A 20801-nucleotide genomic window follows, 5' to 3' on the forward strand; every position below is an offset into this window, starting at 1 on the left:
ACGTTTGGAGAATGAATTGGACCTGGTTCAGCTCGAGATTTTCAAGGCTGTCGCCGAGCACGGCAGCATCAGCGTCGCCGCGCAGCACATCCATCGGGTGCCTTCGAACCTGACCACGCGGATCAAGCAACTGGAGCAGGACCTGGGCGTTGACCTGTTCATTCGCGAAAAAAGCCGCCTGCGCCTTTCGCCAGCCGGCTGGAGTTTCCTCGACTACGCCCGGCGGATTCTCGACCTGGTCCAGGAAGCCCGCGCCACGGTGGCCGGTGAAGAACCCCAGGGTACATTCCCCCTGGGATCCCTGGAGAGCACCGCAGCAGTGCGGATTCCCGAACTGTTGGCGGCTTATAACCAGCAGTACGCCAAGGTCGAGCTGGACCTGTCCACCGGACCTTCCGGGACCATGATCGACGGGGTGCTGGCGGGCCGCCTGACCGCCGCGTTTGTCGATGGCCCGGTGCTGCACCCGGCGCTGGAAGGCGTACCGGCATTCGAAGAAGAAATGGTGCTGATTGCACCGCTCAACCACAGCCCGATCCATCGCGCTCAGGACGTGAACGGCGAAAATATCTACGCCTTCCGCTCCAACTGCTCCTACCGCCATCACTTCGAAAGCTGGTTCGCCAACGACGCTGCAGTGCCGGGCAAGATCTTCGAAATGGAGTCCTACCACGGCATGCTCGCCTGCGTCAGCGCCGGTGCCGGCCTGGCCCTGATGCCGCGCAGCATGCTGCAGAGCATGCCCGGCTGCAGCACGGTCAGCGTCTGGCCATTGTCGGAATCGTTCCGTTATTTGCGCACCTGGCTGGTTTGGCGCAGGGGCACGGTGTCGCAGAGCCTGACCATGTTCGTGCGGTTGCTGGAGGAGCGGTGTGAAGCGATGAGTTAGCGGTAAGCGGGGCTGGAATGCGGAGGGCGTGTTCAAAGAAAATTGGTTGGCGCCAGCGGGCGCCATTGCACTGCCCCGAAACGCCTCCACGCCTGCGCGCTTCCGACAAATGCTGGTAGCGGGGTTTGCTCCAGACCCCATAGGGTGACTCGTTCTGGCGGATGATAATGCAGTTGTGATTTGGCGCCCTCGTTAACCATCAACCCCCTGCGAGGGAATTTGCAGAAAACCACGAGGGCCTGAGGGGGGGCAGGGCGCTGAAGGTCGAGGTTCAGCGCCCTGGCAGTTTTTTGTCATCTTCAGACTTCGTTAAGAAATCCCTTTGATACTTCTCCCAATTGATCCGGGGGAGGTGTTTTTTTCATGTCCGAATTCAACTGGAATGTGCAGTTGCCGCTGTATTTCGGCCAAGCCGAAACACCGCCAATGAGTCTCCTCAGGGCATTGCCCGGCGACGAGCAGCGGACCGTCTTCGAAAGCTTCATCCAGCAACGTTTTCGCAAGGCCCACGGCGCCGACATCCGTCATTTCATGCCAGAGCTGTTTGGCATGAACGACGCGTACGGTGCCTTGTGCGCAGTGGCTGGCGTGCGACTGGCAGACACACAACCACTGTTTCTGGAGGGCTATCTGGACGGGCCGATCGATCCGCTGATCAGTGCCACGGCGGACCGGACCGTGGAGCGATCCGCCATCGTCGAAGTCGGCAATCTGGCGGCCGCCGACACGGGCAGCGCGCGCATGAGCATCATTGCGATGACCTATGTGCTGGCCATGGGCGGCCTGGAGTGGGTGGCGTTCACCGGCAATATTGGCCTGGTGAACAGCTTCCATCGCCTGGGTTTGAAGCCGGTGACACTGTGTGCCGCCGATCCTGCGCGCTTGGGCGAGGACCGCCATGCCTGGGGCAGTTACTACGAAAGCAAGCCCTGGGTCCACGTTGGCAATATCCGCAGTGGGTTTATTCATTTACGCAATATAGGTCTGTTCAGTCGACTGGGTTTGCCTTCGTCCATCGAGGGGTGTTGCCATGTCGCCTGAAGTGGAACGTTTCAAACAGACGCTGCGCGATCATGCCGCCCGCAAGGGCGATGGCATTGCCTTGTGGGGCGATCAGTTGAAACTGGACTACGCCTCCCTGTACGCCGAAGTGATCGAGCGCCAGCAGCGACTGCGCGATGAACACATCAAGGTGCTTGCCCTGGCGTTGGACAATGGTGTCGAGGCGATGCTCTGGGACCTGGCTGCGTTGTTCGAAGGCTTGACGTGTGTTGCGTTACCGCCTTTCTTCAGCCCCGCGCAGCGCAGTCATTGCCTGGAACAGAGCCAGGCCGAAAGCGTGATCGCTGAACCGCAACAGACAGCCGAACTGCAAGCGGGCGGCTATGAAAAATCCGGCGAGTTCTGGCGCCGTACCTTCAGTGGCTCGAACCGGATGCCCGAAGGCACCGCCAAACTGACGTTTACCTCCGGCACCACGGGGACACCCAAAGGCGTGTGCTTGAGTGCCGACAGCATCCTGCGAGTCGCCCGCGAACTGGATCAGGCCAGTCGAAGCTGCCATCCGCAGCATCATCTGGCGCTGCTGCCGCTCGCCATTTTGCTGGAGAACATCGGTTGTTATGCCGCGTTGTATGCCGGCGCGACCTTGAGCCTGCCCAGCCAGAAAACCCTCGGGATCCAGGGGGCCAGTGGCGTGGATGTGCCGCAACTGCTGGCGTGCCTTGCGAAACGATCGCCCCAGAGCCTGATCCTGGTGCCGCAATTGCTGCTGATGCTGGTCAGCGCGGCCGAGCAGAAAGCCTTCGACCCACAGCACCTGCGTTTTGCCGCCGTGGGTGGCGCACGGGTTTGCGAAGATCTGTTGCATCGAGCCCAACGTGCAGGCGTGCCGGCTTACGAGGGTTACGGATTGTCGGAATGTGCGTCGGTGGTGTGCCTCAATACACCGCAAGCCTGCCGTCCTGGCAGTGTCGGCCGCCCCTTGCCCCATGTGCAGGTTCGCCTGGCCGACGACGGCGAAGTGCTGATCAAGGGCTCGACCCTGCTGGGTTACCTGGGGGAGGCGCCGCACGCTGATGAGTGGTGGCCCAGCGGTGACCTCGGTGAGTTCGACGAGGAGGGATTCCTCTACCTCAAGGGCCGCAAGAAACATCAGTTCGTCACCAGTTTCGGGCGCAACGTTAACCCCGAATGGGTCGAAGCCGAACTGACCCAGCGCCGTCATATCGCCCAGGCCTTCGTCCATGGCGAAGCCCTGCCGGGCAACCATGCATTGCTCTGGCCGCACCGTGCGGACTGCTCGGACGAGCAATTGGCCGCCGCCGTGGCCGAGGCAAACGAGGCCTTGCCCGATTACGCCCGAGTCCAGCACTGGACCCGTCTGGAACAACCCTTCACCTTTACAAATGGCCTGCTGACAGCCAACGGTCGACCACGCCGCGACGCCATCGTCGAGCGATACCGGGCGCAGCTGACTGAGTCGGTACTATTCGAGGAACCCGCATCATGAGCTTTTTCGACACCCTGCAAGAGGCCACCCACCAGGAGCGCAGTACGCTGTTCAATCTGCCGATCATCGTCGATGCCCTCGAAGGCAAGGTCAGCCTGGAGAGCTACCGGGCCTTTCTGGCCCAGGCTTACTACCACGTGCGCCATACCGTGCCGTTGATGATGGCCTGCGGTGCACGCCTGCCGTCACGCCTGGAGTGGCTGCGTGAAGCCGTGTGCGAGTACATCGAGGATGAATACGGCCACGAACAATGGGTACTCGATGACATTCAGGCCTGTGGCGGCGACAAGGAGGCGGTGCGCGGCGGCCAGCCGTCGTTGGCCATCGAGCTGATGGTCAGCTTTCTCTACGACCTGATTGCCCGGGGCAACCCGGTGGGGCTGTTCGGCATGGTCAATGTGCTGGAAGGCACCAGCATCGCCCTGGCCACCCATGCCGCCGGCAGCATTCGCGAACGTCTGGCCCTGCCGCAAAGCGCCTTTAGCTACCTCGATTCCCATGGATCGCTGGACATCGAGCATATGCAGACCTACCGCCGACTGATGAACAAACTGGACGACCCTGGCGATCAGGCTGCCGTCATTCACGCCTCCAAAGTGGTTTACCGGCTTTACGCCGACATGTTCCGTGGCCTGCCACACGACGGGGAGAACCCGCATGCGCCTGTCTGAGACTCGCGTGGTACTGACCGGTGCCAGCGGCGGCATTGGCCTGGCGATCACCACCGCCCTGTGCGCCAGTGGCGCCACGGTGCTGGCCGTGGCCCGACATCGGGAGGCGCTGGAGCCCTTGCTCGAACGCTATCGGGACAGGCTGTTCTGGGTGGGCGCCGACCTGACATTGCAGGCCGACCGGCGCAAGGTGCTGGCCGCCGCCGAAGCGTTGGGCGGGATCAACCTGCTGATAAATGCGGCCGGGGTCAACCACTTCGCCATGCTCGAACAGCTCGAAGACAGCGAAATCAACGCGATGCTGGCGGTGAACATCAGCGCGCCAATTTGCCTGACCAAAACCTTGCTGCCACTGCTCAAGCAGGCGGACAGCGCCATGGTGGTGAATGTCGGCTCGACCTATGGCTCGATTGGCTATGCCGGTTACGCCAGTTATTGCGCGAGCAAATTCGCCCTGCGCGGGTTTTCCGAAGCCCTGCGCCGGGAATTGGCGGACACCCGGGTCGGTGTGTTGTACGTCGCACCGCGCGCCACCCATACAAGCATGAACAGCCCGGCGGCGCAGGCCTTGAATGACGCTCTCAAATCCAGCGTCGACGACCCGCAGACCGTCGCCTCGGCGGTCATCCACGCCATCGCCGGCGACCGCCGCGACCTGTATCTGGGCTGGCCGGAGCGCTTCTTCGTGCGCCTCAACAGCCTGTTGCCCAATCTGGTGGATCGGGGCCTGCGCAAGCAATTGCCGCTGATTCGCCGCCTGAGTCAAAAACCAGACAACGAGAACCTCGAGCCATGAAAAAATTTGCCGCGTATTTGCTGTTGGGAGCCTTGAGCCAGAGCGTCTGGGCCCTGGACGCCGCCGACCAGCAACGTCTTAATGGCATCCAGCAAAGCTGGGCGCATATTCAGTACGAGTTGCCAGAGGAGCAACGCACCGCCGCCTTCGAAAAGCTCGCCACCCAGGCGGCAGCGTTTACCCAGGAGCGCCAATCGGTGGCTGAGGCCTGGATCTGGTCCGGCATCGTCACCAGCAGTTGGGCCGGCGCCCAAGGGGGGCTCGGAGCCCTTGGCAAGGTCAAGGACGCGAAGCAATATCTGGAAAAAGCCCTGACCCTGGACCCCAAGGCCTTGCAAGGTTCGGCCTACACCAGCCTCGGCGCGTTGTATGATCGTGTGCCGGGATGGCCCATCGGTTTCGGTGACTCGGACAAAGCCGAGCAATTGCTCAAGGTCGCTTTGCAGATGAACCCCAATGGCATCGACAGCCTGTACTTTTGGGGTGATCACCTCTACCGTCAAAAGCGCTACGCTGAGGCCAAGGCAGCATTGCAAAAGGCCCTGTCGGCCGCCCCTCGGCCAGGGCGGGAAACCGCCGATGCCGGGCGTCGCAAAGAGATCGAAACACTGCTGGTGGATGTGAACAAGAAACTCGGCTGACAGGAGTCCGCGTGCGTTTACTACTGATTGAAGATGACTTGGCCCTCGGTGAAGGCATTCATCAAGCCCTGGAGCGCGAAGGTTATACCGTCGACTGGTTGCGCGATGGCAGCAGCGCCTTGCATGCATTGCTCAGCGAAACCTTTGACCTGGCATTGCTTGACCTTGGCCTGCCGCGCATGGACGGGCTCGAAGTGCTGCGGCGCCTGCGCGACAGCGGTTCGAACCTGCCGGTGCTGATTCTCACGGCCCGGGATGCCACCGAAGACCGCATAGCCGGGCTCGACGCCGGGGCTGACGATTACTTGATCAAGCCTTTCGATTTAGCCGAACTCAAGGCGCGCCTGCGGGCGCTGTTGCGGCGCAGTGCCGGCCGCGCACAGGCGTTGATCGAGCACGCTGGCATCCGGCTCAACCCTGGCACCCAGCAAGTCAGCTACCAGGGCGAACCGGTTGCGCTCACGCCCAAGGAGTATCAGCTGCTGCATGAACTCCTTTCGCCCCCGGGCCGGGTCATGACCCGCGACCATTTGATGCAGTTGCTCTACGGCTGGAACGAAGAGGCTGAAAGCAACACCCTGGAAGTGCACATCCATCACCTGCGCAAGAAATTCTCCACCGACCTGATCCGTACCGTTCGCGGCGTCGGTTATCTGGTGGAGGAGCGTCGGTGACGTCGATCCGCCGTCGTACCCTGACGCTGATCATTGGCCTGATGCTCGCGGGCCTGGGTGTGATCAGCGCCTTGAACCTGTACGACAGCCATCACGAAATTGCCGAAGTCTACGATGCCCAACTCGCGCAAAACGCGCGATTGCTGCAAGGCGTGTTCCGCATGCCACTGGCCAGCAAGGAACACGCCGAGTTGTACCAGGCGTTCAACGAAGCCCTGGGCGAAGCGGTGCCCAGGGGGGATGGTCATCCCTATGAAAGAAAAATTGCCTTCCAGGTCTGGAATCCCCAGGGCGAAGTGCTGGTGCACACTGCCAGCGCTCCCTCTTTCACTGCTGCCCCCTCTACGCCCGGCTTTAGCGATGTAGTGGACCTGAATAACCGCCACTGGCGCGCGTTCCTGCTGGAAGACAAGCAGAATCACCTGCGGATCTGGGTCGGTGAGCGGGACGACGTGCGAGCGGACCTGGTCGACCGGATCGTGCGTCATACCCTTTGGCCCAACGTGTTGGGCAGCCTGTTACTCGCGGTGATGGTCTGGCTGGCCATCGGCTGGGGCCTCAAGCCGCTGGCGAACATGGCGGCGACCCTGCGCGCACGGCACAGCGGTTCATTGGAGCCTTTGCACCTGTCGCCACTGCCCAGCGAACTGGAGCCCATGCAAGCGGCGCTCAACCGCGTGCTCGCGCAGATCCAGGAAGTTCTGGGGCGTGAGCGACGGTTCATCGCTGACGCCGCCCACGAAATGCGCACGCCGCTGGCGGTGCTGAGGGTGCATGCCCAGAACTTGATGGAGGCGGAGAGCGAGGAGGAGCGCCGCGCATCACTGGAGCACCTGATCGCCGGCGTGGACCGTACCAGCCGACTGGTCAACCAATTGCTCACGATGGCGCGCATCGAACCCCAGGCAGCCATTCGACCACCGGAATACATTGACCTGGAGGCCACGGTTCGCGACAGCCTGATTCAGTTGACGCCCTGGCTGTTGGGTAAAAACCTGGAACTGGTGTTCGATGTCAGCGGCGACGTCAGCCAGGTCAGAATCGATCCCGCTGCCATCGACATTGCGTTGAACAATCTGGTGACCAATGCGGCGAACTTCTCGCCTGTGCACGGGGTGATCACCGTAAGGCTGGCCAAAACAGAACAGGGCTATGAATTGTCCGTGGAGGACGAGGGGCCGGGGATCAAGGAAGAGGACCGTGAGCGGCTGTTCGAACGATTCTACAGCCGGGCAAATGACGAGGGAGCAGGCTTGGGCCTGACCATCGTCCGGGCCATCGCGGATCGCCTGGGCGGGCAGGTCAAACTGGAGAATCGCTTAGAGGGGGGATTGCGCGCTTCGTTGGAAATTCGGCGCTTTTGACCTTGCCATGGACATGACGCAAAGTGCCCAGGTTACTCAGAAGAGCAACCACGCAAAAAAGCTTTGCCCCACCACTTGGTGCCTCGCTAAGGCTCGGCATGCGCCCAAATCTAACGCCAAAGCGAGGCGGCCTTAAAACCGACCTGACTTTTTCAGATATCCGCAATCCACTGTGGGAGCGAGCTTGCTCGCGAAAAATGTCCAGACAACGCGTTCATCCAGAAAGGGCGCGTTATCGTTGACGTCCATCGCGAGCAGGCTCGCTCCCACAGGGGATCGGCGACAGACCTGCACTCAGTTCGACTTTAAGGCCGCCTTGCTTTGGCTTTTGATTTTCTTGCCCTATATCAGTGGCTGGTTGGCTGACCATTTCGGCTCGCGCCTGGTCTTCAGTTCGGCGATCGTCCTGTTCATCCTGTTCGTATTGCAGCGTGCACCCGCCAAGGATTAGCGCGGTGCGTGGGTTCTCCTGTCCTGGACCCTGAAACTCAAGTGCACGCAGGTGCCCTGTTTTTCATCGATTATCAGGCGCGCATCGCCGCCAAAGCTTTCCATGATCTGCTTCACCATGATAAATCCGATACCCAGCCTACCTTGTCGGGTGGTGTAGAACGATTTGAAGGCCATCATTTGCTGTTGCCGGGAAGATCCACCTCCGGTGTCGCCAATGGTCAGGTGCAGCCATTGATGGGCATCATCCAGGCGAGCCACGATGCTCAGTTTTCCTGCCGTCGGCATCGCTTCCATGGCATTGGCAATGACGCTGCCTAAAATCTGCGAGAGCAGCAGTGGATTGCTGATTACCCGGGGCGTGGGTTCATTTTTGAACTCGACCTGGATTTTCGATTGACTCAGTTGTGCGCTGAAACTGTTGAGTGTGAGTTGTATCATCTCCATCGGATCCACCCGTTGCGCCTCCCCGCGGATCGGACCCAGGCACAGGAGCAATTCCTGCACCCATCGCGACATCCGCTCCACCTGACTAATAATATCGTCGAGCTGCTTCTTTGCAGGCTGGCCCTGAATGTCATTTGCCAATTCCGCACTTGAGCGGATGCAGGCCAGAGGATTACGCAGGCTATGGGCGACGGCAGTGGACATTTCGCCCAAGCCAACGTAGGTCTTGTTGGCAACGACTTGAGCCTCTTGCGAGGCCAACTGGATCGATGTTCGTCGGGCAATCCAGTAAATCCCGAAGTAAACAAGCAGGCCACCCATGGTGGACAACCAGATGATCCAGTGACCGTGGTTCAGGCGTTCAATCAGGTCGATGGGCTCCCTGTAGATTTCAACCACCGCCAGAATATTTCCCCGGTCATCGACCAGAGGGATGTAGCTTTCGATGAAGAACTTTTTCGGGGGGTACAGGAATTTTTGTTCACTGCGGTCCGCAGCGACATTGCTGTATTTGGTGGATATCCGTTCTTTGGAACTGAATGCCTGTTCAAGCTCGTCATTCAAAAATGCTCGGCCAACCAGCTTCTGGTTGGTTGACCAGACCACTGTTCGATTTGGGGAATAGATATTGATCAAGAGCGAGTTCGGAAGATGCGCAAGATAGTCCAGGAACTCGAAGCTGGCGGGCTGTGCGCTTTGTTTCTTTTCTTCTGGCATCGACTGGTGTCGAGCGTAGGCGAGCACCTCCCCGATCTGTCTACCCGCCAGCCCGTGGTGACGTATCTCACCTTTGGCAATGGTCTGGATGAACTGCGCTGTTATCAGCGCATCGCGTTCAAGGCTTTCGGCGACCAGAAATCTTGTCGACCACGAACCCACCCCGAAAGCGATCACGCTGATCAGTACGAAACTGACGATCGAAAACCAGCGCAGGAGATTGAATTGTTGAGTGGGTGCAATCGCGTCAACGGTTCCAGGGAGAAAGCGTTTATACAGCACGTCGATTGCAGGCATAGGGAGTACTCCTGGGTATGCTGCTTTTCAGCAGCTTCAACCTCTCAAGCAAGCCTTGGGTGAATAGCAGCATCCATGCCAATGCAACGCTGCGCTTGGGCGGTGCATCTTTCAGCCATTTCTCCAGGAAGAACGCCGGTGCGAAGCGGGTATTACCCCCCCATATATGGGGGTAGGTTCCCCGGGGTGAGCAGTAGCGGTTGCGCTATTGGCGGGGGCTGATCAATCACTTGACGGGCGTTCGCCGGATATCAAGCCGCGAATGGCGTTAATGGCGCGTTCGCGTGCGCTGGCGAGCAATTGCGGGGAAACCAAAGGCGCTTGCAAAAGCCCTTGTGGCAGGGGCATGACGCCAAGCGCGATGTGCGCCTGTTCGAATTGTCGTTCGCGCCTGATCACTCCGCCCGACACGAGTTTGAAATAGAACCTGCTGAAGCCCTCCTGCTGCTTGGGCGTGCCACGTACCCCCGTTGTCCGGTCGATGACCCCCAGTCGTTGCTCCAGTGAGTGGCGAAGCCGGGCCTTGCCCTTGCGTTGGATGGGCAGCGGAAATACCGCAACCGGACGCCCGGTCATGCAGGCCTCTGTGAGCATTGAAAGGCTGTCGCCGGTGACGATAAATCCATCCGCCAGGGCGAGAAATGCAGGATAGGGATTGTCTTGCGTCTCACCGAATCGATACGCCCAGCATGGAACGTCAATGGCAGACAGCAACGCGTCGGTGGTTGTCGCCGATGAGCGCGGGCTGGTCGATAACAGGATCGAGCCACCCAGGGCCTTGACCGCGGCATTGGCTTCACGGCCAAGTCGAACTTCTGATTCCGTGTCCATGCAATAAGGTGCGGCACTGGCTCCCACGAGGACGGCGATCCAGGGGCGAGGCAGCGAAGTGAAGCGCTGTCGCCATCGCTCCAGTTGCGCCTGATCCAGCGTACGCGGATTCATGTACGGGGCAGGGAGGTCCACTACGTTGTCTGCCAGGGCAAGCCCATATTGCGGGGTCGACAAGACCAGGTCGAAGCGCCACAACGGGAGCTGGGCACGTCCCACATGGGCCAGTTTTGCCGTGCCCTTGGAGCGATGCTTGATCCATTGGGCAACCTGGGCGCAGCGCCGTCCTGCGCTCAATACCAGGTCTGGCCAGGGCGCGCTCAGGCCCGGGACTGGCCGTATGGGCAACCGGGTGCCCAACAGGGCGTCGAGCAGATAAGGGCGTGGGGGTGTGGTGATCTGTTTGCATTCGTAGGGCCAACCCAGTGCGTCGGCCATGGCTATCAGCTGTGCATTGTCGCCGGCATGTTGACTCAGTAGCACCCAGACCTTGGGGTTTTCGGCCGCTTTGCGCCGTAATGCATAGTCCGCGACGAAGCGTTGCGTGTGGCCTTTTTCGTCCACGCAATCAAGCTGCCAGCAACGATCCGGATAGCGCCGCGCGATGCGCCGCAGCAGTCGTCGCCAGCCGCTGACAGAGCTGGTCATCGAACCATCACCACTGAGCCTTGCGTGAATATAAAGCAATCGGGAAGCCTGGTTGAACAGGCGATCCATGACCCAGGGCAAGTCTTCCGGCGGCAGCTTTTCAAGACCCTGGGCCGCGATGAAATCCTGGGGAGGTAAATCGACCTGGCGAAGCTGCTCGATATCCAATTGCCTGACCGTTGGGCCGTGCGCCTCCGTGGGTTGCCAGCGCCCGATCAATCCGAGATTCGTACACTGCAGCTTGCGACTGAGCAGCCTGGCATCTTGCGGGATAAGCGCCGGTAGAGTGGTGGCTTCCCGACTGCAGTGGACGAATCGCGGACTGGGCTGTGCTGCCGTGTAGAGCTCATACCCACTAGCGTCCGCCGCTTCCTCAAGGCTGAGAAAAATTTCCGCGTAGGGATGAATCTGATAGCTGTATTGCGCTGGCAGAGGTCTCCAGGGCTGCAGATGCAGCGTCGTGTAATGCAGCAACCGGGACTCGCCGTGTTTGTATTCCAAGTCCCGAGCATGCCAGATGGCATCCAGAACGCCGAAGCAGCCCGGTATCTCGGAGGCGAGCGCATGCAGCTTTTTTTTGCTGGTCGTGGTGGCTGCTTGCATGTTCCAGCAGCAGCGCATCCGTTCGCAGTCGATGAGCATGACGGCCGTTTCCCTGGGCGCGAGCGCCAGATAGCCGTGCTCGCCCATCGGTTGGTCGAACAGTTCGGCCGGGTCGGCGGTGTAGAGTTGATCGACGTCGTTGTACAGCGCGCGACCGTGGCGCCCCGCCAGGTCCGGGATAGCGAAGCGGTAATTGGTGAAGCCGGTACGCCAGCCCGCCTGGTTGAAGCCAGGCAGGCCCGTCATGCGGTAGACCTCATAACGGCGGTCCGGGTTGCGCACCTGTTCCAGCGCATAGACAAACATGCGCTCAGCGCGATATTGGGCAGGTTCGGTACCCAGGAATATGCGCACGGCAGGTGCCTGCGGTGCCCCGGCTCGGGCTGCCAAGACGATCGGCTCGATGTGCGGTATCGCGATGTGTTCCCCAATGTCCCCTGGGGTAGCGGGGTCACAGGTACCGATGCTTGAGGACGACTGTGCTGAACCCTCCAGGCGCATGGGCGTTTCCTCGGAACATTAATCTCCACAGCATAGAGCGAAATACGCAAGTCGAGGATAAAGTTTGTGTGCGGTGTTTTTTTGAATCGAGGCGATGGGCGGGTGTCGAAAGGTTTAACTCAGCGAATGGATTGTTCTAGTCTTCCAACCATGTCTTTAAATGATCGCAGGGTCCTGCTCGTTCAAATCCTTAAATGGGAGCCCGGGAGAAATGGGTCTATTCGAACAACGCACCCGTACAGCTGCAATCTTGTTGAGCGCCGGCCAGGGACGACGGCTTCTTCCCTATACGACGAACACCCCCAAGTGCCTGATCGAGGTCGGCGGGCAGCGTGTCATAGAGTGGCAGATCGATGCTCTGATGGCCGCCGGGATAAGCCGGATCACCGCGGTCATCGGCTATGGCGCAGAGCAGGTCGAACGGGTGCTGAACGAACGTTACGGGCCTGGCGTCATTTCCACGATCTACAACCCGTTCTTTGAAGTTGCCGATAACCTGGCCAGTTGCTGGATGGCTCGCCAGATCATGCATGACGATTTCATCCTGCTTAATGGCGATACGTTATTCGACCACCCAGTCCTGGAGCGATTGCTTGATGCACCTGCCAGGGCGATTACGCTCGCGGTCGACAAGAAACTGGCGTACGACAGCGACGATATGAAAGTCCAACTGATCGGTGATCGAATCAGCGCCATCGGTAAACTGATTCCGCTCGATCATGTCGACGGGGAGTCTATCGGCATGATGCATTTTCAGGCCGGTGGAGGACCACTGTTTCGTAGTGCGCTGGAAGACAGCATGCGACGTCCTGAAGCCCTGCAAAGGTGGTACTTGAGCATCATCGATCACCTCGCAGGGACTACCGGGCAAGTGTTCGCGCAGTCCATCGAAGGATTGGGCTGGGCCGAGCTGGACTTTCCTGCCGATCTCAGGTCTGCGCAGGCACTGGTCAGGCCCTGGGTATGCCGCAAGCAAGGGACGGCAATTACCCTCGCGGAGGGAGAGTAGGGCTGTTCCTGAGGTTGGGGTTTCAAGCCCGCCTATCGACCAGGCGGGCAGTCACAATGAGACTCGATGCTGGGCTCAAAGGTGTCGCGCAAGGCAGAATATTCCCAGCGTTCGACGGTGACGCGCCTTGTTAGTTTGTCCAGATGGATTCGATTGAACGAATTGGGGGCATTGCCACGTAAACGTGACGAGAGGGTCGTTCCCGCCTGCACCCCCCAGATTTCCTTGGACAATGCACCGTATTGCGTGCTGAGTGCCAGTACATAGGGAAGATGGATGTGCCCCCCCATCACCAGGTCGAGCCCGGACGAGGCCCAGCGTTCCAGTGCAGCCCTTGCACCGATCTGCAGATTGCGTTGGTCGCTGGCGACGATTGCGCCGAACGGCTGATGAGCGACGACGATGCGCAATTTTTGCGGATCGCATTTCTGTAGCCGTTCAGCCACTTCCTCGACTTGCCGGGCAGTGACCTTGCCATCTTTTCGGCGTGCCGGGTGGGTTGTGTTCAAGCAAATGATCAAGGCATCGTCATTCTCGAAAACGGGTGCGAGGTTGCTGTCGATGTACTTGTAATAATTCCCGTAGGGTGAAAACAGGCGCGCGAACAGGTTGAACATGGGGATATCGTGGTTGCCGGGGATCGTCAGGACTTGCGGTATTCCATAGCCCTTGATGCGGTTGATGAATGCCTGCGCCGAGGCGAACTGCCCGCGCCGGGCGCGCTGTGTGATGTCCCCGGAGAATAAGACCAGGTCGGCGCCATGGGCCTTGACGTGCGTTTCAAAGGCTTGCATGACGGGGAGCTGTTCGGTGCCGAAATGCGTATCGGAAATATGCAGGAGACGGGTCATCGTTGCTGGACATCCTCTATACCCGACAGGGCTTGGCGCTTGATTTGTCGTCCGTTGGTGCCACTGACCACGTTCTTTGCCACTGTTCATGGGGTGCCTCCATTTTTCGCATTGCGAGCAGCAACGTCTTCAGCGAAGCCGGCGGCTTTTGAGCAGGCGCCAGAGCAATGGCCAGCCGAAGAGCAGTGGAAAACGACGCAAGCGATGGGTCACGACGACAGGCTCACCCAAGTGGCGTTCCAGCTTCCATATGAGGTAGTCGACACCATTTTCGAAGGTGAAAAAGGATTTGACCAACCGCGCCACGTTCAAGGTTCTTCCCTGGACCCGCCGCCATTTCCACAGACGTTCATTACCTCGGCGCGTGGCCATCGGGCAAAGGTTGCGATATCTGTCTTCTTCGCCCGCGCAGGCCGCCATTTGCTTCACCGCAGGCGCGGCTGCCTGGGTGATGCGCGAATAATAGTCCATGTCATGCCTGACGAGCTGCCTGGGGCGATCAGCTGATTCAGGACGCAGCTCGGTCCGGTAGGTCAGCGACAGTGATCTCTCCCACAGGGTGAAACTGTCGAATCGATCCGGCAGCGTGGCGACGCAGCGATCCATCAGGGTCATCACGGCTTGAGCCAGGGCGAAATGGATACGCTTGCGCGTTTCCTCGTCTTTGCAATAAACCAGCCGGCAGGGCTGGGCGAAGCGGGCCCAGAGGTAGCTTTGAAACCATGAACCGGTACCCGCCTCGAAGTCCTGCAGCGACAGGATGGCGCATTTGGCATGGAGTATTTGCCCATCGGCCGCCGCAGCCCTGACGAGGATCACCGTGGGTGGCAGCCAGGCATTGGCAAGCTGCTGCAAGCGCGTGTGATGAGCGTGAGCGTAACTATCGACCAGCGCATACACATCGACCATGCCATCGGTGAGATCGCCGTTTCGCAGGCATGAACCGTAGACCAGCAGCGCCACCAATGCATCGCCCAGGCGTGTGTGCAATGCCTGGACAATGGCCTGCACCTCGTCGGGCATCGGCTGCGTGCACTGCTCCCTGATCTGTTCAAGCAGCTTCGCAGGGGGCGGCGGGCAGGCTTCATGCATCATTGAGGCCCGAGCGGGGCGCGAACATCCGCACGATCAAGCGGTCGCGTTCAGCGCTCATGTCGATTCGACTGAGCCAGGGCTGCGGCGGCTGGCCTCGGTGCTTCAAGACAAGGGCGGACATCGTGCGCACCCCCAGGATCAGCGTCGAGACGCAGGTCCAGACGGCCACCCAGATCAACGCCGTGTCATGGGCATCGAACGCCCATAAGCTGGTCAGTATGAGCAAGTTGGGGTTGCGCCGCGCGGTGATCAGCCGGTTGAGTGAGTCGAAGGGGCGCCAGAGAAACAGCGAAAAAGGCGCGGCCAGCTTGAACGCACCTTCGCAAACCCTGCCTGCGATATAGCCCAGGCAAATGGCCCAGAGCACAGGCTCGAGGGGTATGGCCGAATCCCAGGTCGCCTCGTAGCCCAATCCCCAGGCGATGTACCAGAGCGGCGGGTGAATCAGGTCCAGGCCATGGTCGAAAAGGTTTCCGAAGCGCGTGGAGGTCACGGTGACGCGTGCCAGCTTGCCATCGACCGTATCCAGGAACGTCATCAACCAGCCGGCCAGCAGGCCTGCGCCAAATAATCCATGCCAGAACAGAAAGCCTGCGGCGATGGCCAGGACATAGCTGGCTGCCGTGACCTGATTGGGACTGAGCCCCAGCCGCACGCACCAGACGGTGGCCCAGCGAGCAGGGACAGGCCAGATCGCCCGGGTGATGAAATCGGTGACGCCCTTGTAGGAGCCGTTGAACAGAGACTTCTCAAGATGCGCCTGGTTGGCGGCGGTGATCTGCGCGACCCAGGGAGGATCGAATTTGCGCAGTTGCGTCTGCATCGCGGTGGCCACGGTGCCGGGAACCACTTTGCGTAATCCGGCGACGGCGTCAGTGTCCAGGCTGGGCAAGTGGGCGAGCCGCTCGACACTGGCGTGGGCGGCGACAATGGTGCCGGTGCGCGGGTCCTGTAGCGCGATCTCAGGCGTTGCCAGCAGCCCCTGGAGCACGCGGTCGTCGTAAAGGTAATCCTCGCGCAGCAGGACCACCTCGCCTTGCGCCGGCAACGGATCGTTCGCGTTGCACAGATGGGCGTTGGGAAACTTTGCGAGCATACGGCCCACTCGCTCCCTGGAGGTCAGTCCCCACAGCCGCACCGGGCAGCTGCAGATCAGGTATACGGGAGTCTTCATGGTTGGTTGCGCCTGCGCCGAATCACATTGATTGAAGGAGCGGGCGCCAACGCCCTGTCCATTGAACAGCATGACGGTTTCAACGACTGCCCCGGTCCAGATACGCCACGATCACAATAGCCACTGCGAGCAAGACCAGGGCCGGCCCCAAAGTAGTGACCAGGATGTTCATTTTTAGCAGTAGACCGAGGTTTACGATGATCTGATTACTTACATAGACCATTAACCCGACCAGCGCACCCAAAGCCAGCCGTGCACCCAGGTTGGGCGAGCGCGGTTGTGCGAAGGCAAACGGGATGGCGAACAGGATCATCGCCAGGGTCAGGATCGGTCGCCCGAGCTTTTGCCACATCGCCATTTCATATTGTGCCGAGGGCTGGCCCGAGCCTTTGAGGTACGCGATGTAACGGTAGAGCTGGCGGGCAGACAGGCTTTCGGTCGGCAGCGTAATGTCGCCCAATCGCGCACTGCCAAAAATCGAACGCCAGGGCATTTGGTCGAGTTGTTGCGTCGTTTCAGCGCCCTGGTCCCACTGTTTCACCTGGACATTGTTCAAACGCCACTGGCCTGCGTCCAATATGTCCGCCGTCTCGGCAAAGATGTAGGAAACCAGTGAGCGGTCGTTATCGAACCTGAAAATCTCAATATTGACCGGCAACCGTTTGTGCGCAAGATTGCCAATACGGACGATCTGATCGTCCTGTCGAGCCCAGACACTGCCTTGATCGTTGCTCGCCTGCGCACCGGCGGCGATGGCTTCGTTGCGCAGCTCCAGGCCATTTTGCTGCAGGGGAGAGGCCACCCACTCATCCAGCGCCGCCCATGACAGCGCTAGCGCGAGACCGGCCAATGTCGCCGTGAACCCGATCCGGGCAATCGACAGCCCGGTGGCGCGCATGACCGTCAGTTCCCGGGTGGCTGACAATTGCCCCAGCGCGGCAATGCCACCCAGCAGGGCGATAAAGGGGCCAAGCTCGACGACACGGCGCGGCAGCGTCAGGAACACGACTTCGATGGCCTGGCTCAACCGATACCCGCCGGGCGCCACGTCGTCTAATTCACCCACCAGGTCGAGGGTGGTGAACAACGGTAGCAGCAGCGCTGCCGCGGCCGCAAAACCGAAGAACACATGGCGGGTAATGTAGCGATCGAGGACTTTCATCGGTAGCCGAACCGAAAGTTTGCCAGGTCGCGCGCCAGGAAAACCAGCAGCGCCAGGCTCATCAGCAGCGGCACTGTCCACAAGCCCGGATACAAGGGCAGGGTGCTGTTGCCCACCATCGTCTTGCAGATGTCCGCTGCGTAGTAGATCACCGCGAAGACGGCGGTCACGGGCAGCAGGGTCGCAAACCGTCCCTGCCTGGGCCGGGTACGGCTTAACGGAATGGCGAGCAATGCAAGGACCATGGCGCTTACACCCCGCGTCTGGCGCCATTGCAATTCAGCTTTGTCCGAGGGCGCGCTGGAAGCCTGCAGCACTTCGTTGGGGGCGGCCTTGCGCTTACCCTCGGCGGCCCGTTCGATGGGTAGCAAGTGCAGCCGCATATGCTCGAACTTTTCCGAAATGTCCCGAGAAGCACTGTGCTTGAGCAAATAGGAATGGCCTTGCGTCAACTCCACGATCGGATCGTCCGGATTCGGATCCAGGATCCTCGCCTGCCTGGCGCGAAATACACGGGTTTTCGAGTCACCCGGGTCATAGATCAGCACATCGTGGAGCCGGCCATCAGTCCGGTCAATGCGTTCTGCCAGGATCATCCTGCCGTTTTCATTGTTCAGGTTGAACCGTTGTGCCTGCAGATGATTGACGTCCAGGTCTGTTCGCGATTGCTGTTCCAGCACATAGGCCTGCGTATAAGCCCAGGGGCGCCCGTAGAGCGAAAGCATGGCCACCGCCAGCGAGATCGGAATGGCCAGCAACAGGACGGCCCGATAGATCCGCAGCGGGCTTGCACCCGAAGCGGCTATCGCAATGATTTCAGAATCATGGCACAGGCGTCCCACCGCCAAGGTCACCGAGGCATACAACGCCACCGGCACCAGCATTTCGAGGGCAATCAGTACCTTGTAGAACACCATCGCCAGTACCGCTTGCAAGGCGAGAGTGCCCTCGACGGCGTCAGCGAGATACCGCTCTACCGAATAACTGGCAAAGATGAACACCAGGATGCTGACCATCACGATCACCGGCCGCCGGATCTCGGCGATCACGTAGCGTTCGATCAGGAACATGCCCTGGATCCCGGCCGGTCGCCTTGCCCATGCCGCGCTGGGGCGATTGAGCATTCCTGCCGCGAGGATCCATCAGGTATCGCTCGGTATCGATTGATTTCTCTGGGCATGAATTCTCTCCACCATTTGATAATCCAGCGGCGAATCGACATCGATAGCGGCCTCCGGGAAGGGCATGACCACCGCCCCGAGACTCACCCCCAACCGGTTGGAAAGCTGTTGCAGCGCTTGTTCCAGGGTCAATCGACCCAACAAATATCGCAGTACTCCCTCGACGCCCAGAGCGCCGGCGATCACCCGCCTGGGATGCTTGCGATCGTGTTCGACCCGTTGCCAGTAGCTGGCGAGACGTCGCGCGTCCTCGGTCATGAAGGCGAACAGGTTGCTGCCGCAATAGGGGCCGCCGCGAAGCCGGATGCTGGTGCGCCGGGTGCCTGGAAAACCCGCCAGCACCGTGTCCAGCGGCGTTACCGCCACCACAAAGTCATGGCCGCCTGAAGTCGCCTGCGCAAGGAAATAGTCGACGATCTGCGGACTGAGCAGCGCATGATCCGCCGTGGTCACCAACACGGGACTGTCTGCGGGTTGACGCGCCAGCGCCAGCGCCGCGCTGGCGCTGGGGGAGTTGGCAGGTTCCAGCCAACTGACGCTGGCGCAGTCCAGCAGTTGCGCCAACGAGGCATCTTGCGCCATTAAATTTCGCGCAGGCCCCACGAGTACGATCCGGTCGATCCGGTCACTGGCCGCCAGCGCCTCGACGACTCGACGAACCATGGGAACCCCGGCCACCGGCGCCAATGCCTTGCAGCAAGTCCCGGCCACGGCAGCAACGGGGTCGGCCGGCCCCCGGTCAGCAGCCAGGACCAGCGCGGTGAACGGCCTGACCTCAAATGTGCTTTTCATAGATCCGGTAGCGCTTGTAGGCGGTGGCGCCGATTTGTTCGAGAATCTTGCGCATCACCGCATTCGATTCCAGGATCCACGACATTTCCAGGGCTTCTATGCCGCGCTTGACGAAGGGCGGCTTGAGCGCTTCGATCAACAGCAGGGCGAGTGCAGGCCCCAATCGGCTGAACTGGTAAGCCTGCTTGACGCCCATCAGGGGCACGCGTGCAGTCCGCGCGCCTTTGACGTAAAGCCGCCACAGCAGGTGTATCCAGCCAAAGGGCAGCAAGCGCCCGTCGAGCGAGGCGATCGCCTCGTTGATGTTAGGCATGGCCACGATAAACGCGCAGGGCTCGCCATCGACTTCGGCGATGTACAGCAAGTCCTTGGGGACCAGCAGCCTCAATTGGCTGCCAAGCTCGTAGAATTCGGATTCGGTGAAGGGGACGAAACCCCAGTTGCGGCTCCAGGCGTCATTGAAGATTTCCCGCAGGATGCGCATGTCCCGCCGGAACTGACGCGGGTCCAGCGGCCTGATCACCACGCGCTTTCGCTCGCGCGCCATCATCGCAGACAACGCTGGCGGGAAATGCAATTGATCGGTGCGCATCCAGTAGGCGAGCAAATCCTTGGCTTGCCGGTAGCCAAGGGCGGCGAGCCTTTGGTCATAAAAACGCTGTCCGTGGCCCATCATGGCGGAAGGGGGATGATCGAATCCCTCTACCAGCAAGCCGCTTTCCTGGTTGATGGTCAGGTTGAAGGGGCCCGTGATGCGTGCAGCGCCATGTTCGCGCAGCCAGGCTTCTGCCGCTGCGAACAGGCTGTCGAATACAGCTGGATCGTCCACGGCTTCCAGCATTCCGAAGTGCCCTGAATCATGGCCGTGTAATTGCCGGTGAAGGCTGTCGATCTGTGCGGTGATCCGCCCCACCACTTCAGTTCCCGACCAGGCCAGCCACGCCTGCCACGTCAGGTGAGGGGAGGCTGGATTCTTTTGCGAAAGGAGTTCATGGCGCTCGTAATGAATCGGTTCGATCCAGCAAGGATCGTTGCGATACAGGGTGCCGGGGAAACTGATGAATGTCTTGAGGTCCAGGCTTGTGAGGACGGGTCGCGTAATGATTGGCAACTTCTTATTGATCATCGTTGGCCACAAAAGTCCGAAGCAGTTGAACTCGTATCCCTTTCTTAGTACCTCAGAGAGCGTAGCTGAAGTATTGGCGTAGGGCGTACGTGCAGAAAACAAGGGTGCCAGTGATCCAGTAAAAGCTCGGTAATCCGTGTAATGCTGTTCACTTTAGGTTTGGGGGTTGCAGGTGCATGTTTGGATTTGGCGTATATCCGTTGTTGCGGTAACGGCTACTTAGGGTTTCGCTTTTACTGTTGGAGCCAGGCTTGCCGGTGAAGGCGTCCTGGCAGGCGATAATTGTCTTTCAAGTGTACATATCCGTTGCTGCGGTAACGACCACCTAGGGTTTCGCTTTTACCTGTAGGAGCCAGGCTTGCCGGCGATG

General features: G+C 60.1%; 18 protein-coding genes. 9 read left to right on the forward strand and 9 right to left on the reverse strand.

All coding sequences use genetic code 11. The annotated features are described in order from the left end of the window. The first annotated feature begins 16 nt into the window (after window positions 1-16). The 8 genes from ptrR to AC1Q8Q_RS29025 all read left to right on the forward strand — a co-directional run bounded on the left by ptrR (window position 17) and on the right by AC1Q8Q_RS29025 (window position 7547). Window positions 17-889: a putrescine utilization regulator PtrR gene (ptrR, locus tag AC1Q8Q_RS28990; protein WP_033043750.1), complete on the forward strand. Its 873-nt coding sequence runs from the start codon at window positions 17-19 to the stop codon at window positions 887-889. Window positions 890-1252: 363 nt separating this feature from the next. Beyond that, the gene (locus AC1Q8Q_RS28995) at window positions 1253-1930 is read left to right on the forward strand and encodes a thermostable hemolysin (protein ID WP_168757932.1); all 678 of its coding nucleotides are present in this window, start codon (window positions 1253-1255) and stop codon (window positions 1928-1930) included. After that, window positions 1920-3401, forward strand: a complete 1482-nt coding sequence (locus tag AC1Q8Q_RS29000; protein WP_492615816.1) for an AMP-binding protein — start codon at window positions 1920-1922, stop codon at window positions 3399-3401. The genes AC1Q8Q_RS28995 and AC1Q8Q_RS29000 overlap by 11 nt, the downstream gene beginning before the upstream one ends. After that, on the forward strand, window positions 3398-4072 hold the full coding sequence (locus AC1Q8Q_RS29005) for an iron-containing redox enzyme family protein (protein ID WP_033043748.1): 675 nt from the start codon (window positions 3398-3400) through the stop codon (window positions 4070-4072). The genes AC1Q8Q_RS29000 and AC1Q8Q_RS29005 overlap by 4 nt, the downstream gene beginning before the upstream one ends. Next, entirely contained in the window at window positions 4059-4868 is an 810-nt protein-coding gene (locus tag AC1Q8Q_RS29010) for an SDR family oxidoreductase (protein WP_168757935.1), read from the forward strand. The genes AC1Q8Q_RS29005 and AC1Q8Q_RS29010 overlap by 14 nt, the downstream gene beginning before the upstream one ends. Beyond that, a complete protein-coding gene (locus AC1Q8Q_RS29015) occupies window positions 4865-5509 on the forward strand; it encodes a tetratricopeptide repeat protein (RefSeq protein ID WP_432669470.1) in 645 nt (214 codons plus the stop codon). The genes AC1Q8Q_RS29010 and AC1Q8Q_RS29015 overlap by 4 nt, the downstream gene beginning before the upstream one ends. Before the next feature lie 11 nt (window positions 5510-5520). Continuing rightward, complete coding sequence (locus tag AC1Q8Q_RS29020; protein WP_492615817.1) at window positions 5521-6183, forward strand: response regulator; 663 nt, start codon at window positions 5521-5523, stop codon at window positions 6181-6183. Beyond that, window positions 6180-7547 (forward strand): sensor histidine kinase, encoded by a 1368-nt coding sequence (locus tag AC1Q8Q_RS29025; protein WP_020801080.1) that lies wholly within the window; start codon window positions 6180-6182, stop codon window positions 7545-7547. The genes AC1Q8Q_RS29020 and AC1Q8Q_RS29025 overlap by 4 nt, the downstream gene beginning before the upstream one ends. Window positions 7548-7994: 447 nt before the next feature. Here the strand turns inward: AC1Q8Q_RS29025 and AC1Q8Q_RS29030 are convergent, their stop codons facing one another. Together AC1Q8Q_RS29030 and AC1Q8Q_RS29035 are read right to left on the reverse strand one after the other, a co-directional pair. After that, entirely contained in the window at window positions 7995-9458 is a 1464-nt protein-coding gene (locus AC1Q8Q_RS29030; RefSeq protein ID WP_492615818.1) for a sensor histidine kinase, read from the reverse strand. Between the two features lie 222 nt (window positions 9459-9680). Further along, the gene (locus tag AC1Q8Q_RS29035; RefSeq protein WP_492615819.1) at window positions 9681-12041 is read right to left on the reverse strand and encodes a mitochondrial fission ELM1 family protein; all 2361 of its coding nucleotides are present in this window, start codon (window positions 12039-12041) and stop codon (window positions 9681-9683) included. A 211-nt stretch (window positions 12042-12252) separates the two neighbouring features. On the opposite strand from AC1Q8Q_RS29035, the gene AC1Q8Q_RS29040 reads away from it, so the two are divergent. Next, a complete protein-coding gene (locus tag AC1Q8Q_RS29040; RefSeq protein WP_492615820.1) occupies window positions 12253-13050 on the forward strand; it encodes a phosphocholine cytidylyltransferase family protein in 798 nt (265 codons plus the stop codon). 32 nt (window positions 13051-13082) lie between these two features. Here AC1Q8Q_RS29040 and AC1Q8Q_RS29045 read toward each other — a convergent pair whose 3' ends face one another. The 7 genes from AC1Q8Q_RS29045 to AC1Q8Q_RS29075 all read right to left on the reverse strand — a co-directional run bounded on the left by AC1Q8Q_RS29045 (window position 13083) and on the right by AC1Q8Q_RS29075 (window position 20431). Further along, the gene (locus AC1Q8Q_RS29045; protein ID WP_492615821.1) at window positions 13083-13901 is read right to left on the reverse strand and encodes a metallophosphoesterase family protein; all 819 of its coding nucleotides are present in this window, start codon (window positions 13899-13901) and stop codon (window positions 13083-13085) included. A 129-nt stretch (window positions 13902-14030) separates the two neighbouring features. Further along, a complete protein-coding gene (locus AC1Q8Q_RS29050) occupies window positions 14031-14864 on the reverse strand; it encodes a hypothetical protein (RefSeq protein WP_492615822.1) in 834 nt (277 codons plus the stop codon). 121 nt (window positions 14865-14985) lie between these two features. After that, entirely contained in the window at window positions 14986-16170 is a 1185-nt protein-coding gene (locus AC1Q8Q_RS29055; protein ID WP_168757941.1) for a CDP-alcohol phosphatidyltransferase family protein, read from the reverse strand. 79 nt (window positions 16171-16249) lie between these two features. Next, window positions 16250-17332 (reverse strand): LPS export ABC transporter permease LptG, encoded by a 1083-nt coding sequence (gene lptG / locus AC1Q8Q_RS29060; protein WP_168757942.1) that lies wholly within the window; start codon window positions 17330-17332, stop codon window positions 16250-16252. Continuing rightward, a complete protein-coding gene (lptF, locus tag AC1Q8Q_RS29065; RefSeq protein WP_492615823.1) occupies window positions 17329-18402 on the reverse strand; it encodes an LPS export ABC transporter permease LptF in 1074 nt (357 codons plus the stop codon). Before lptF ends, lptG begins: the two co-directional genes overlap by 4 nt. A 72-nt stretch (window positions 18403-18474) precedes the next feature. Then, window positions 18475-19305, reverse strand: a complete 831-nt coding sequence (locus AC1Q8Q_RS29070; RefSeq protein ID WP_033045678.1) for a nucleotidyltransferase family protein — start codon at window positions 19303-19305, stop codon at window positions 18475-18477. Next, window positions 19289-20431 (reverse strand): N-acetyltransferase, encoded by a 1143-nt coding sequence (locus AC1Q8Q_RS29075; protein ID WP_492615824.1) that lies wholly within the window; start codon window positions 20429-20431, stop codon window positions 19289-19291. The genes AC1Q8Q_RS29070 and AC1Q8Q_RS29075 overlap by 17 nt, the downstream gene beginning before the upstream one ends. Between the last annotated feature and the right edge of the window lie 370 nt (window positions 20432-20801).

This window comes from Pseudomonas sp. GW823-FHT06B06 (genome assembly GCF_058795195.1).

Bases quoted from the DNA above. Each gene is read 5' to 3' on its own strand.
- AC1Q8Q_RS28995 (WP_168757932.1), top strand. From the start codon at position 1,253: ATGTCCGAATTCAACTGGAATGTGCAGTTGCCGCTGTATTTCGGCCAA.
- AC1Q8Q_RS29000 (WP_492615816.1), top strand. From the start codon at position 1,920: ATGTCGCCTGAAGTGGAACGTTTCAAACAGACGCTGCGCGATCATGCC.
- AC1Q8Q_RS29005 (WP_033043748.1), top strand. From the start codon at position 3,398: ATGAGCTTTTTCGACACCCTGCAAGAGGCCACCCACCAGGAGCGCAGT.
- AC1Q8Q_RS29010 (WP_168757935.1), top strand. From the start codon at position 4,059: ATGCGCCTGTCTGAGACTCGCGTGGTACTGACCGGTGCCAGCGGCGGC.
- AC1Q8Q_RS29015 (WP_432669470.1), top strand. From the start codon at position 4,865: ATGAAAAAATTTGCCGCGTATTTGCTGTTGGGAGCCTTGAGCCAGAGC.
- AC1Q8Q_RS29030 (WP_492615818.1), bottom strand. From the start codon at position 9,458: ATGCCTGCAATCGACGTGCTGTATAAACGCTTTCTCCCTGGAACCGTT.
- AC1Q8Q_RS29035 (WP_492615819.1), bottom strand. From the start codon at position 12,041: ATGCGCCTGGAGGGTTCAGCACAGTCGTCCTCAAGCATCGGTACCTGT.
- AC1Q8Q_RS29040 (WP_492615820.1), top strand. From the start codon at position 12,253: ATGGGTCTATTCGAACAACGCACCCGTACAGCTGCAATCTTGTTGAGC.
- AC1Q8Q_RS29045 (WP_492615821.1), bottom strand. From the start codon at position 13,901: ATGACCCGTCTCCTGCATATTTCCGATACGCATTTCGGCACCGAACAG.
- AC1Q8Q_RS29055 (WP_168757941.1), bottom strand. From the start codon at position 16,170: ATGAAGACTCCCGTATACCTGATCTGCAGCTGCCCGGTGCGGCTGTGG.
- lptG (WP_168757942.1), bottom strand. From the start codon at position 17,332: ATGAAAGTCCTCGATCGCTACATTACCCGCCATGTGTTCTTCGGTTTT.
- lptF (WP_492615823.1), bottom strand. From the start codon at position 18,402: ATGTTCCTGATCGAACGCTACGTGATCGCCGAGATCCGGCGGCCGGTG.
- AC1Q8Q_RS29070 (WP_033045678.1), bottom strand. From the start codon at position 19,305: ATGAAAAGCACATTTGAGGTCAGGCCGTTCACCGCGCTGGTCCTGGCT.
- AC1Q8Q_RS29075 (WP_492615824.1), bottom strand. From the start codon at position 20,431: ATGATCAATAAGAAGTTGCCAATCATTACGCGACCCGTCCTCACAAGC.